Source organism: Actinokineospora inagensis DSM 44258, from assembly GCF_000482865.1.
Taxonomy (GTDB): Bacteria; Actinomycetota; Actinomycetes; order Mycobacteriales; family Pseudonocardiaceae; genus Actinokineospora; species Actinokineospora inagensis.
This window is the reverse complement of the sequence record NZ_AXWW01000006.1, coordinates 146,723-158,619: the sequence shown is the minus strand read 5'-3', so window position 1 is coordinate 158,619 and position 11,897 is coordinate 146,723. Positions and strand designations below refer to the sequence as shown.

The following is an 11,897-nucleotide window of genomic DNA, read 5'->3' as shown; positions in this document are numbered from 1 at the left end:
GCACCCCACGGAGGACCAGTGCCCCACTTTCCCGGCGACGGCGGGATCACGGTAGACGACACCGGCGTCCGCCGAACCCTCGCCGACGGCACCGAGGAAGCCGTGTCCTGGACCGACCTCGCCGAGGTCGCCATCCGCACCACCCCCGAGGGCCCCTGGAAAGAAGACGTGTTCTTCCTCCTCATGCGCACCGGCGGCGGCGGCTGCGCCGTCCCCGCTGGCCACCCGTCAGCCGACGACCTGATGGGCCGCCTCCAATCCCTCCCCAACTTCGACAACGACGCCTTCGTCGAAGCCATGACCACCACCGAAGACGGCCTCTTCGTCATCTGGCAGCGCTGATCCACGGAGTTGTCCACAAGCTCCTCGACTGTCCACAGCCCACGGTCACCGCTCTTGACACTCCGCTTTCCGCGCTATCGTTGGGAATGGGCCCCCGGCCCCCGGGTGGGTGGGCCCCTGCCTGGACCACGGCGCCCGATTCGTCAAGCACTGGACCAGGTTCCCCCGGGTGATTTCACAGCCGCCGGATCACCCGCGCTGGGTTCCCCGCGGCGAACACGTGGCCCGGGATGTCCCGGACGACCACACTGCCCGCACCGACAACCGCGTTCGCGCCGACGGTCACGCCCGGACAAACGATCACACCCGCCCCGAGCCAAGCGTTGTCCCCGACGGTGATGGGCGCCGCGCGCTCCCACCCCGCGCGCCGACGCTCGTGGTCGTCCACCGGGTGCAGCGCCGTCACCAACTGCACCCGCGTCCCGATCCGCACATCGTCGCCAACCGTGATCACGGCATCGTCCATGAACAACGCGTCACTGTTGACGAAGGCGTTCGCCCCGACGCTGATCCGCGCGCCGTAACTGCACTGGAATCGCGGCAGGACACGGGCGCCGTGACCGAGGGCCGCGAACAGGCCGGTCAGGATCTGTGCGCGCTCGAGATCGTCATCGGCCTTGGTCGCGTTGAACAGGTCCAGTTTTCGCTGACACGCCAGGCGCTCCCCGACCAGCTCGGGGTTGTCGAGGTACCAGTCGCCCGCCAGCATGCGGTCCTTCTGCTCACCCACGTCATAGCCCCTTCGTCGTGGTTGTCCACAAGCAGCCAGGCTACCCACAGATGGCCCCACACCTCACTTGACAGCTCGCGTTTCGCGTTATCGTCAGGAATGGGCCCCGGTGCCCCGGGTGGGCGGGCTCCTGTGTGGACCATGGCGGCGATGTCGTCAAGCGTGTGGCAGCACTCGATGGGCTGAGCATCGGCGGGTGGGCAACTGGTTGCCGCTCACCCAGGGCCAGGTCGGCCGGATCGAGCGTTCACAATCGGCGGTGTACGACCTCTACAAGCTCGAACTCTGGGCGCGGGTGCTGCGCATTCCCGAGCGACACCTCTGGTTCCAGCTCACCCGGCGGCAGCCATCTGACGCATACACCGATACCTCGCACGCTTCTAGCGTGGTTCGCGACAACATGGGAGAGGACGACGTGCGGCGACGTGAGATGGTCAAGGTGATCGGGTTGGCGGCCTCGGGCTTCGAATGGTTTTCCACACCCGTCGTGGCGGCAGCGGCGCCGAAACGGTCGGTGGACGCCGCTGAGGTGACCATGATTCGTGACATGACACGAACATTTCGGAGTCTGGACAACCGGTTCGGTGGTGGACATGCCCGGTCCGCGATAACCGACTACCCGTCCGCGCAAGTGGTGCCGCTGCTGCGGGACATCGGGGCGACTGACGCGGCACGACCGACCTACACGCGGCGGTAGCGGAGCTGAACCAGCTTGCGGGTTGGATGGCTTACGACACGGGTGACGCCGACGCGGGTGGTAAGCACCTCGATCGAGCGCTGCGGCTCTGCCAAGAGGTCGACAATGACGCGTTGGCCGCTGAGATGCTGGCGGGGGTGAGCCACCAGGTGGTGTTCTTCAGGTCTGGTGTGATCGTCGTTGACCTGGCGCTGGCGTCCCAGTCCGTTGGAATCGGAGTCCGCTGTGATGGCGGCCCATGGGTACGCGTGGCAGGGCCACGGACCTGCCTGCATGAACGCACTCAGGCAATCCGAACGTGCCCTCTCGGCGGCAGACGCCCAGGAGCGCCCGGAGTGGTTGGCGTACTTCGACTCGGCGCACTTGGCCGCCAAGTTCGCGCACTGCTTTCGCGACCTGGGACGCCCGGTCGAGTCCAAGAAGTACCCGCGGGAATCGGTGGACATGACAGCGGGTTACGACCGGGGGCGCGGGTGAGTGAGGCCTGCGCCACCGTCGGCTCAACCGCTACCGGCGCGCGGAAATCGTTGCGGACCTGTTCGAGCGGATGTGGCCCTCCGAGATTCGTCAAGTGTGTGGCGGGACTCGATGGGCTGAGCTTCGGTGGATGGGCTGACGACGAGGAAGGTGGGTTGAGGTTGGCGGGCTGGTTGTCCACAAGCTTCCAGCTTGTCCACAGCGCACCCCGTGCTTCTCTTGACAGCTCGCGTTTCGCGTTATCGTCAGGAATGGGCCCCGGTGCCCCGGGTGGGCGGGCTCCTGTGTGGACTGCGGTGGCGGGGTTCGTCAAGTGTGTGGCGAGACTCGATGGGCTGCGTTCGGTCGGACGAGCTGAGTTCGGTCGGGTGAGCTCAGGTTGAGCGGACGGGCTGAGGTTGAGCGGATGGGCTGGGCTTGGGTGGGCGGAGCCGAGCTTGGGGGCTCGGGGCTGACGGGGTGAGCTGAGGCTGGGAGGGGTTGTCCACAAGCCGTCAGGGTGTCCACAGTGTGCCGGTGGTCCCTCTTGACAGCTCGTGTTTCGCGCTAGGTTCAGGAATGGGGCCCCGGGCCCCGGGTGGGTGGGCCCCTGTCTGGACCACGGCGGAGCGCATGTCAAGGGCTGGGGTGGGGGAGGAGTGGGTCGGCGGTCAGTGGGTCGGGCGCCATTGGGCGATGACGGTGACGGTGCCGGGGGCGACTTCGGTGAAGCCCGCGTCGCGGACGGCGACTGTGGTGTGGGTTTGCCAGGCGGTGAGGGGGTTGTCGCCGGGGTGGAGGGTGGACCACTGGGACGGGGTGGGGGTGCGGACGGCGCAGGTGAACATGGTGGTGGACCAGGATTTCAGGTCCGAGTCGGTGAGCAGGGCGGCCAGGAGCATGGTGGCGTGGCCGACTTGGGCCGCTGCTTTGCCGACCGTCATGGGGACGGTGGGGTTGAGCCAGAGGACCGGCGTGTCGGGGGGAATGGGGCCGGGGGTGTCGGGCGGGAGTTCGCTGCCGGAGATTTGGAGGCGGGACAACGTCTTGGGGGACTCGGCAACCAAACCGGGGACCAGGGCGCGGGCCTGGGCGCCGTTGACCTCCACCGTGATACCGGGGAGGTCTTGCACGGCGGTCCAGTGGGCGCCGCGGGCGCGGCGGGTGACTTTGCGGATGCGGCCGTTGACCCAGGCTTCGACCTCGGCGTGCCAGGGGCCGTCCACGTCCGCGCGGGGGTCGAGGCAGACCGCCAGGGACGCGGCGGCGGCGGCTTCCAGGAGTGGGGTGCGGGACGGTGGGGGATCGCGGTCGACGCGGAGGACGATGGGCATGGCGCGGATGGCTGCCGGGTCCTCGTCGGTCGTGTCGTTGGTGGCGGCGGCGGGGAGGGTGAGCCAGGACGCGTACCTGGCGGCGAGAGGGTCGAGGACGCTCACACTGGGCCTTCCCGAGGATCGACGGTGCCACCCAACGATACCCGGGGTCAGTGGTCGAGGGCGACGACGCCGGTGTGGCGTTCCTCGTTGCGGCGGGTCTTGGTCCAGCCGTTGCGACCGCGGGCCAGGCGGACGACGGCGCGCCACGAGGTGATGTAGAACGTGTAGATGTACAGGGCGTAAGCGAAGCCGTAGCCGACCGCGCGCCAGAAGCCCTTACCCGGTTCGCACTGGCGGCGGTAGATGGGCCCCCAGATCACGAACGGGAGCAGTCCGAACGCGCCGTAGGTGAGGAACAGCAGCCAGGAGCCGCCGATGAACCAGTCCCACACGGCGTCGAAGTCGTGCACGGCGCGCGCGCCCAGCAGCAAGAACGGGATCGGGTAGATCAGCGTACCCAGCAACTGCATCCACGGTTGCGCCAGGTAGTACAGCATCTCGGCGGCCCCCAGTGTCGACAGGTGGGTCGAGTCGAAGATGCGGCGGACGTACCTACCGCACTGCATTGTCCCCTGGCCCCAACGCGTTCGTTGCGCCAAGAACCTGCGGAGGCTGTACAGCGCCTCTTGGTCCACATGCGTGTCGACGGTGAACCCGGTCTTCCACCCTTGTGTCAACAGGTGCACACCCAGCTCGAAGTCCTCCAGCAGCGCGCCGCGCCAAGGGCCGAGGCCGTGGGTGATGGAGTCCAATGCGGACAGCCGGGTGAACTGGCCGTTGCCGCCCATGGAGATCGTGCCGGTGCGGCCCCGGGACATCTGGATGGCGGCGATGGCGCTGCGGAACTCCAGGTCCTGCATGCGGACCATGGCCAGGCCGAACTTGCGCCGCCAGAACCCGCGCTCCGGCGGCGGCGTCCCCCGGTTGCTCATCCGCACGTCCACCTGCACCGCGCCGACCCGGGCATCGCCGAACAGGTGGTCCGCCGCGCACACCGCGAGGCAGTTCGCCGCGGGGCGGCCATCCGCGTCCACGACGACGATCACCGCGCGGTCGGTGTCCGCGTGTCGCCCCATCCAACTCTTCAACGCACGGTACGCGGCGTTGAGCGCGGCACCCTTCCCCGTGCGCGCGTTGGGCAACCGACGCTGGACGAGGTGCAGGTTCCGGTCGCCGCCGTGCCTGGGTCCCTGCATGGCTTTGACGACACCGACCGTTCCGTCGGCGGAGTCGTCATCGATGACCCACACGTGCGCGTGCGGGAAGTTGCCACGCAGGTACCGGACGGTCTCGCCGATGACGGCCTGCTCGTCGCGGCACGGGACGAAGAAGTGCCACTCCAACCGGTACGGGTCACCGGGGGTGGCGCGGCGGTGGCGCAGGTACGGGATGACGATGAGGAACACGTACGTCATGAACGCCACGCTCATCGTCAGCGCCAACGCCTGGGTGAAGCCGAGAACGAGCGAAAGGCTCACCGGGTCGCCTGCCAGACGAACAGCACCAGCGCGCCCGCGCCGCCGACGACGCTGATCATCGAGCCGAAGAACGTGTGCCCCCAGTAGTAGCCCTGGTCCGTGCCGAGCCAACTGATCAGGCCGACCAGGGTGAGCACCCGGAGCTGGTTCACCGCGACGACGACCGCGACCGCCACCGCCAACGCGCCGAGCACCCGACCGGCGACCCGGCCGCGCAGGCCGATGAGCACAGCGGCGATCAGCAGCAGCGGCAGCACCAGGAACGCCGAGGTGCACTCCGGGCTCATCCGCAGGCCGAACGCGTGCGCGCTGCCGAGTCCGAAGTAGACAGCCTGCCGCTCCGGCACCAGGTACACCCCGGAACCGGTTGCCAGGCGCAGGATGCCGCTCGCCAGGGTCATCTCCGCGGTCCGGTAGAGCCGATTTCCGATCACCAGTGCCACCGCCGCCGCCACCAGCACGGCCGCCAAGGCCCTGGTCGCGGTCGTGGACGGTCGGGACACCGGCAGCGTGTTGGCCGGGGCCACCGCTGCTCCCTTCACCGAGAATGGGTGCGCGTCGTTCACCCGACGCGTCGGAGACTTCATCGGCCACCCCACCACCGGGGCTTCATCGGCGATCCGGGTGATACAACCCGGATCGGCGCCCACTCAGCGTCAGCGGAATCCGGAATACCGTTCGTGATCGACACGATCGGGTTGCATCGGCCCGGATCTGTGCTTCCCCGGCCGGTCCCGGCGATACGCCCACCGCAAGCCCCGGTCCCCTCCGCCGTTCCCCCGTGGCGGATCCAACGGCTTGCGCACCGCTCATCCCCTTGGAGGAAAAGAACATGCTCAAGCGTTGGCCGCGCCGCGCCTGCCTGGTCGGTGCCGTGGTGACCACGGCGGTGCTGGCGGGCGCGCTGCCCGCCTCGGCGGCCCCCGGCGACGGTTCCGCCGTCGTCGTCACCGCCGACATCGCGCTGCTCGGCCGCTCCACCGCGAACGTCGGACCGCTCGCCCCCAGCAGCACCTCCGGGCCGACCACGGCCCGGTTGAGCAGGGTGGACGTCCCCGGCGTCGCCTCGACCGGTCTGGTCACCAGTGCCGCCAACCGCGACGACGACACCGGGGTCGTGCACTCGGAGGCCAGTCTGGCCGACGTGCGGGTGCTGCTCTCGGGCCTGGGCACCGTCGGCGCGATCACCGCGCGCTGCGACGCGACCCAGGCCGGTGTCACCGGCTCCACCGAGCTGGCGCGGGTCAACCTGTCGCTCGCCGCGGTCCCCTTGCGCCCAGCGCCGAACACGACCATCGGCCTGCCGGGAATCGCCTCGATCGTCCTCAACGAACACATCGACAACGCGAACGGCAGCCTGACCGTCAACGCCGTCCACTTGCGACTCGACGCGGTCGTCGGGCACGGCGACGTCGTCCTCGGCAGCGCCACCTGCGGTCCGGCCGCGCCGCCGATGCCGTTGGCCTCCGGCGCCGGGCTGTGGGCCGGGGTCGGCCTGCTCGCCGTGGTGGCGCTACCCGTTGGTGTCACGGCAATCCGGCGCCGTCGCGTCGACGCGGCGTAGGCGGGGAGGGCACCATGTACCGAGCACCGACCGGAGGTGCCGTCGGTGGTACCGCGGGCCTGGCCATGACCGGCGCCAGTGTGGGCTGGTGGATCGCGCTGGGCGTGGTCCTGCTCGTCGGCGGCCTCCTGCTGCTGCACGCCACCCGTCGCCGCGCCCGCCGCGCGGTCGACTAATCCGAAGTGGATCCCGGGAGCGCCTCGCCCCCACCGGTCCCGGGATCCACTTCCCCACTCGAGGACCACCCATGCGCAAGGAACTGCTCATCCTGGTCGGCACCCGGCCCGAGGCGGTCAAGGCCGCCCCGGTGGCCATCGCCGCCACCGGGCTGAACCCCTACATCGTCCACAGTGGACAACATCCCGGCATGGTCGAGCAGGCGCTGACCCCGTTCGGCCTCAGCCCGGACGAGGTGCTCGTCATCGACCGCCCGGCCGGTGGTCAGGCCGAGCTGGTCGGCGAGCTGCTGCCCCGGCTGGACGCCGTGCTCGCCCGCCGCGCCCCGGCCGCCCTGCTCGTCCAGGGCGACACGTCCACCACGCTCGCGGGCGCGCTCGCCGCGTTCTGGCGCGGCATCCCGGTCGTGCACCTGGAAGCCGGGCTGCGCACCGGCGACCTCGGGGCCCCGTTCCCCGAGGAGGGCAACCGGCAGATGGTGGCCAGGATCGCCGCGCTGCACCTTGCCCCCACCGAGGACGCCGCCACCGCTCTGCGCGCCGAGGCGATCCCGGCGGCCGCCATCGAGGTCACCGGCAACACCGTGGTCGACGCGGTGCGGCACATCGCCGCGGTGGACCTGCCGCCCGCGAGCGCCCCGCTGGCCCGGCTGGAACGCGACCTCGACCGCACGGCGGGCAGGCTGGTCCTGGTCACCGTGCACCGCCGCGAGTCCTGGGGCAACCCGCTCGGCTGCATCCTCGACGCCGTCCGCACCCTGGCCGATCGACACCCCGACCTGCGGGTCCTGCTGCCCGCGCACCCGAACCCGGCCGTGCGCGGCCAGGTCGCGACCGCGCTCGGCAGCCACCCGGGGGTCGTCGTCACCGACCCGCTGGACTACCCGGACCTGGTCCGCGCGCTGCGCCGGGCCGCCCTGGTGATCACCGACTCCGGTGGCATCCAGGAGGAGGCGCCGACGTTCGGCGTGCCGGTGCTGGTCGCCCGCGAGGTCACCGAGCGGATGGAGGCGGTGCGCGCGGGCTGCGCCCGGCTGGTCGGCACCAACCGGGCCCGGCTGCTCGACGAGGCCGAACGCGTGCTGAGCTCCGGTCTGCGCGTCCCCGAGGGCGGCAACCCGTTCGGCGACGGCGACGCGGCCACCCGGGTCTGCGCCGCCATCGACCGGCTGCTGGCCGGTCAGCCCACGGTCGGTGTGCCGACCAGGGTGACGGCCGCCGCCCGCAGGCTCGTCAAGGCCGACTCGACGGTCGCCGCCGCCACCCCCGCCGTCAGGTCCAGCAGCACCGTCGTGGTGAAACCGGCGGCCGCGGCGTCGATGGCGGTCGCCCGCACGCAGTGATCGGTGGCGATGCCGACCACGTCCACCCGGTCGACCCGCCGCTCCCGCAGCCAGTCCGCCAGCGACACCCCACCCGGGCCGACGCCCTCGAACCCGGAGTAGGCCGCCGCGTACGCGCCCTTGGCGAACACCGCCTCGATCGGGGCGACGTCCAGGGCGGGGTGGAACGAGGCCCCGGCGGTGTCGACGACGCAGTGCACCGGCCAACTGTCGACGTAGTCCGGGGTGTCGCTGAAGTGGCTGCCCGGGTCGATGTGGAAGTCCCGGGTGGCGACCACGTGGTCGTACCGGTGGGCGGCCACGTGCGCGGAGATCGCGGCGGCCACCGCGGCGCCGCCGGTGACGGCCAGCGAGCCGCCCTCGCAGAAGTCGTTCTGCACGTCGACCACGACCAACGCTGACGTCATCACTGCTCCAGGTACACCGTGGGGATGGCGGGTTCGCCGCCGGAGAGCTTCAGGCCCTCCCAGGGGAGGCTGACCAGGCCCGCGCGGACCCGGTTGCGGCTGTCCTCCAGCGTGGGCAGGTCCGCCACCGGTTGTCCACCCCGCAACAGCGGAATCTGCAGCGGCCGGTCGTGCTCGCCGATCTCGGGGGCGGGTCCCGCCGCCGGGTAGACGACCTCCTCCAACGCGGTACCGGTCGGCTTGTGCCTGCGCAGCGCGAGTTTGCGGCCGCCGCGGGACTCCTTGTGCGAGCTGCGCTTGGCGACCGGTCGGCCGTCGACCTCGACCAGCTTGTAGACCATCCCGGCGGTCGGGGCCCCGGAGCCGGTGACCACCGACGTGCCCACCCCGTACGCGTCGACCGGTTCGGCCCGCAGCGACGCGATGGCGTACTCGTCGAGGTCGCCGGAGACCACGATCCGGGTCTTCGTGGCGCCCAGCGCGTCCAGTTGCTCGCGGGCCTGCCGGGCCAGCACCCCGACGTCGCCGGAGTCGATCCGGATCGCGCCCAGGTCCGTGCCCGCGACCTCCACGGCCAGCTCGATGCCCCGGGTGATGTCGTAGGTGTCGACCAGCAATGTGGTCCCCACGCCCAACGCGGCCACCTGGGCGGCGAACGCGGACCGCTCGTCGTCGTGCAGCAACGTGAACGCGTGCGCGCACGTGCCCGCGGTCGGGATGCCGTAAGAGCTGCCGGAGGCCAGGTTCGACGTGGTGGCGAACCCGGCGATGTAGGCCGCGCGGGCGGACGCGACCGCGGCGGCCTCGTGCGTGCGGCGCGACCCCATCTCGATGATCGGACGACCGTTGGCCGCCCCCGACATCCGCGCCGCCGCCGACACGATGGCGCTGTCGTGGTTCAGGATCGACAGGACCAGCGTCTCCAGGACCACCGCGTCGGCGAAGGTACCGCGCACGGTCAGGATCGGGGAGCCCGGGAAGAACAGCTCACCCTCCGGGTAGCCGTCGACGTCCCCGCTGAACCGGTAGTCCGCCAGCCACGAAAGCGTGGTCTCGTCCACCACCGACGTCGCCCGCAGGTGCGCCAGTTCCGCCGCGCCGAACCGGAACGCCCCGACCGCGTCGACCACCCGCGCCGTGCCGCCGACCACCCCGTAGCGGCGGCCGTCCGGCAGCCGACGGGTGAACACCTCGAACACGCAGCGCCGGTCCGCCGTGCCGTCCGCCAACGCCGCCGCCAGCATGGTCAGCTCGTAGTGGTCGGTCAGCAGCGCGGTACTCGGCGCGGGTACGCCCACGTTCACACCCATGGGCAGAGCCTAGGCCGCCGCCCGCCGTCCCGGTCCGCGCTCGCACGAGGCGCCCGCCACAGTCCCGCGTCGGTCCCGCGTCCCGCCGATTGGCCCAGTCGGGCACGATCGGTGATCGCGTACTCCGATCGAATGAAGATCCGCCGGACTGGACGAAACCGCTCGTGCAACCATTGACCCATGACCGCAGCCGTCGACAGGGAGCAGACGCAGGCGACGCCGTCCACCGCGGAGGTCGTGGCCGAGGACCGGCCGTGGCAGACCGTCGTGTGGAACGACCCGGTCAACCTGATGTCCTACGTCACCTACGTCTTCCAGAAGCTGTTCGGCTACAGCCGGGACCGGGCGACCAAGCTGATGCTCGACGTGCACCACGAGGGCAAGGCGATCGTGTCCTCGGGCAGCAAGGACAAGATGGAGGCCGACGTGGCGAAGCTGCACGCCGCCGGTCTGTGGGCGACCATGGAACACACATCGTGAAACCCTGGAAGCGCAAGGGCGACCTGGTGCACGCCGACATCGACCGGCAGGAGGCCGCGGTGCTGCGCGGCCTGGTGTCGCAGATCGACGACATGCTGCGCGCGCGCGTCGAGGAGACCCCGCAGGACGAGTTGGCCGAGCTGACCGGCATCCGCACCGGACCGTCCACCTCGCCGGACGACCCGATCCTGTCCCGGCTGCTGCCCGACTTCCACCGCCTGGACGACGACAACCCCAGCAAGGCCGACCTGGACTCCGCCGCCGTGCTGCGCTCCCTGCACGAGCCCGCCCTGCTCGACCTGAAGACCGGGGTGGCCGCGGTGGTCCTGGAGACCTGCCCGGTGTACGGGGGCGGCATCCGGCTGTCGCTGGAGCAGGCGGACGCGTGGCTGGCGGCGCTCAACGACGTCCGGTTGGCGCTGGGCACCGCGATCGAGGTCACCGAGGACATGCCGGACGAGTTGCCCGACGACGACCCGCGCAGCCCGCACCTGTCGGTCTACCACTGGCTGACCTGGGTGCAGGAGTCGCTGGTCCAGGCGCTGTCCACCCCGTGATCACCGCCGTCGCGGGCGTGCGGGTTGGCCACCACGACCGCGTCGGCGACGGCTGGGCGACCGGGACCACGGTGGTGCTGTTCCCACCGGGCACGGTCGGCGGCGTCGACTCCCGCGGCGGCGCGCCCGGTACCCGCGAGACGGACCTGCTGGCCCCGGAGAACCTGGTCGACCGGATCGACGCGGTGTGCCTGTCCGGCGGGAGCGCCTACGGGCTGGCGGCCGCGGACGGGGTCATGCGCTGGTTGGGCGAGCGCGGTCAGGGGTTCCCGGTCGGGCCGGAGCCGCACCAGGTGGTGCCGATCGTGCCCGCCGCGGTGATCTTCGACCTGCCGCGCAACGGGTGGGGGCACCGGCCGGACGCCGAGTTCGGCCGCGCGGCGTGCGCGGCGGCCACCGACGGCCCGGTCCGGCAGGGCAGCGTCGGGGCCGGGGCGGGCGCCCAGGTCGGGTCGCTCAAGGGCGGCATCGGGTCCGCGAGCGCCACGGTGGGCGACGGTGGAGTGGGCGAGTTCACAGTGGGCGCGCTGGCGGTGGTCAACGCGCGCGGCGAGGTCGTCGACCTGGCGACCGGTGGCTTCTGGACCGCGGGCGAGCCGGGCGAGTTCCCGCCCCCGCCGGGGTGGGCCGCGCACCTGGCGGCCCGACCCACGGACCTGAACACGACCATCGGCGTGATCGCGACCGACGCCGCGCTGGACAAGGCCCAGTGCAAGCGGTTGGCCATGTCCGCCCAGCACGGGCTCGCCCGCGCCCTGCGCCCGTCGCACACGCTGTTCGACGGTGACACGGTGTTCGCGGCGGCCACCGGTGTTCGCCCGGTGAGCGGCCCCGTCGAGTTGGACGCCCTGTACACAGCCGCCGCGGACGTGTTCGCTCGTGCCGTGGTCCACGGCGCGCTGGCCGCCACCACCGTCGGCGACTTGCTTTCGTACCGAGATGCCTGGGCCTGAACTGCGGCCTCTCACACACTGGGAG

Annotated in this window: 14 protein-coding genes and 1 pseudogene; 9 read left to right on the top strand and 6 right to left on the bottom strand. The window is 71.2% G+C overall.

Annotation, left to right across the window (positions count from 1 at the left end):
* The first annotated feature begins 18 nt into the window (after positions 1–18).
* Positions 19–342 carry a hypothetical protein gene (locus H504_RS0101865; RefSeq protein ID WP_026421359.1) on the top strand — a complete coding sequence of 108 codons (324 nt, stop codon included), beginning with the start codon at positions 19–21 and terminating at the stop codon, positions 340–342.
* Between the two features lie 175 nt (positions 343–517).
* Here H504_RS0101865 and H504_RS0101860 read toward each other — a convergent pair whose 3' ends face one another.
* The gene (locus H504_RS0101860; RefSeq protein WP_026421358.1) at positions 518–1,072 is read right to left on the bottom strand and encodes a sugar O-acetyltransferase; all 555 of its coding nucleotides are present in this window, start codon (positions 1,070–1,072) and stop codon (positions 518–520) included.
* A gap of 196 nt (positions 1,073–1,268) precedes the next feature.
* Between H504_RS0101860 and H504_RS0101855 the strand changes: the two genes are divergently transcribed.
* Complete coding sequence (locus H504_RS0101855; protein ID WP_026421357.1) at positions 1,269–1,769, top strand: hypothetical protein; 501 nt, start codon at positions 1,269–1,271, stop codon at positions 1,767–1,769.
* Positions 1,770–2,042: 273 nt separating this feature from the next.
* On the top strand, positions 2,043–2,246 hold the full coding sequence (locus H504_RS0101845; RefSeq protein ID WP_157440153.1) for a hypothetical protein: 204 nt from the start codon (positions 2,043–2,045) through the stop codon (positions 2,244–2,246).
* Between the two features lie 650 nt (positions 2,247–2,896).
* Here H504_RS0101845 and H504_RS0101840 read toward each other — a convergent pair.
* Genes H504_RS0101840 through xrtP form a run of 3 tightly spaced genes read right to left on the bottom strand, consistent with a single transcriptional unit; the run spans position 2,897 to position 5,669 of the window.
* On the bottom strand, positions 2,897–3,664 hold the full coding sequence (locus H504_RS0101840) for a peptidyl-tRNA hydrolase (protein WP_026421355.1): 768 nt from the start codon (positions 3,662–3,664) through the stop codon (positions 2,897–2,899).
* A gap of 47 nt (positions 3,665–3,711) precedes the next feature.
* Positions 3,712–5,082, bottom strand: coding sequence for an XrtP-associated glycosyltransferase (locus tag H504_RS0101835; RefSeq protein ID WP_026421354.1), 1,371 nt, complete (start codon positions 5,080–5,082; stop codon positions 3,712–3,714).
* Positions 5,079–5,669, bottom strand: a complete 591-nt coding sequence (xrtP, locus tag H504_RS0101830) for an exosortase P (RefSeq protein WP_084467295.1) — start codon at positions 5,667–5,669, stop codon at positions 5,079–5,081. Before xrtP ends, H504_RS0101835 begins: the two co-directional genes overlap by 4 nt.
* A 245-nt stretch (positions 5,670–5,914) precedes the next feature.
* On the opposite strand from xrtP, the gene H504_RS0101825 reads away from it, so the two are divergent.
* From H504_RS0101825 to wecB, 3 genes and pseudogenes are all read left to right on the top strand, one after another.
* Positions 5,915–6,646 (top strand): choice-of-anchor protein CoaP, encoded by a 732-nt coding sequence (locus tag H504_RS0101825; RefSeq protein ID WP_026421352.1) that lies wholly within the window; start codon positions 5,915–5,917, stop codon positions 6,644–6,646.
* Positions 6,647–6,660: 14 nt separating this feature from the next.
* Entirely contained in the window at positions 6,661–6,822 is a 162-nt protein-coding gene (locus tag H504_RS40750) for an LPXTG cell wall anchor domain-containing protein (protein WP_157440152.1), read from the top strand.
* 71 nt (positions 6,823–6,893) lie between these two features.
* Positions 6,894–8,039, top strand: a pseudogene (gene wecB, locus H504_RS32885) (non-hydrolyzing UDP-N-acetylglucosamine 2-epimerase); the annotation flags it as partial.
* Here wecB and H504_RS42275 read toward each other — a convergent pair.
* Entirely contained in the window at positions 8,003–8,572 is a 570-nt protein-coding gene (locus tag H504_RS42275; RefSeq protein WP_035302989.1) for an isochorismatase family protein, read from the bottom strand. The pseudogene wecB and the gene H504_RS42275 sit on opposite strands and share 37 nt — an antisense overlap.
* Positions 8,572–9,882 (bottom strand): nicotinate phosphoribosyltransferase, encoded by a 1,311-nt coding sequence (locus H504_RS0101805; RefSeq protein WP_035302988.1) that lies wholly within the window; start codon positions 9,880–9,882, stop codon positions 8,572–8,574. The genes H504_RS42275 and H504_RS0101805 overlap by 1 nt, the downstream gene beginning before the upstream one ends.
* A 180-nt stretch (positions 9,883–10,062) precedes the next feature.
* On the opposite strand from H504_RS0101805, the gene clpS reads away from it, so the two are divergent.
* The 3 genes from clpS to H504_RS0101790 are packed head-to-tail and all read left to right on the top strand — an operon-like array spanning position 10,063 to position 11,872.
* Positions 10,063–10,362 carry an ATP-dependent Clp protease adapter ClpS gene (gene clpS / locus H504_RS0101800; RefSeq protein WP_026421350.1) on the top strand — a complete coding sequence of 100 codons (300 nt, stop codon included), beginning with the start codon at positions 10,063–10,065 and terminating at the stop codon, positions 10,360–10,362.
* A complete protein-coding gene (locus H504_RS0101795; protein WP_026421349.1) occupies positions 10,359–10,919 on the top strand; it encodes a DUF2017 domain-containing protein in 561 nt (186 codons plus the stop codon). The genes clpS and H504_RS0101795 overlap by 4 nt, the downstream gene beginning before the upstream one ends.
* Positions 10,916–11,872, top strand: coding sequence for a P1 family peptidase (locus H504_RS0101790; RefSeq protein ID WP_026421348.1), 957 nt, complete (start codon positions 10,916–10,918; stop codon positions 11,870–11,872). The genes H504_RS0101795 and H504_RS0101790 overlap by 4 nt, the downstream gene beginning before the upstream one ends.
* The last annotated feature ends 25 nt before the right edge of the window (positions 11,873–11,897 follow it).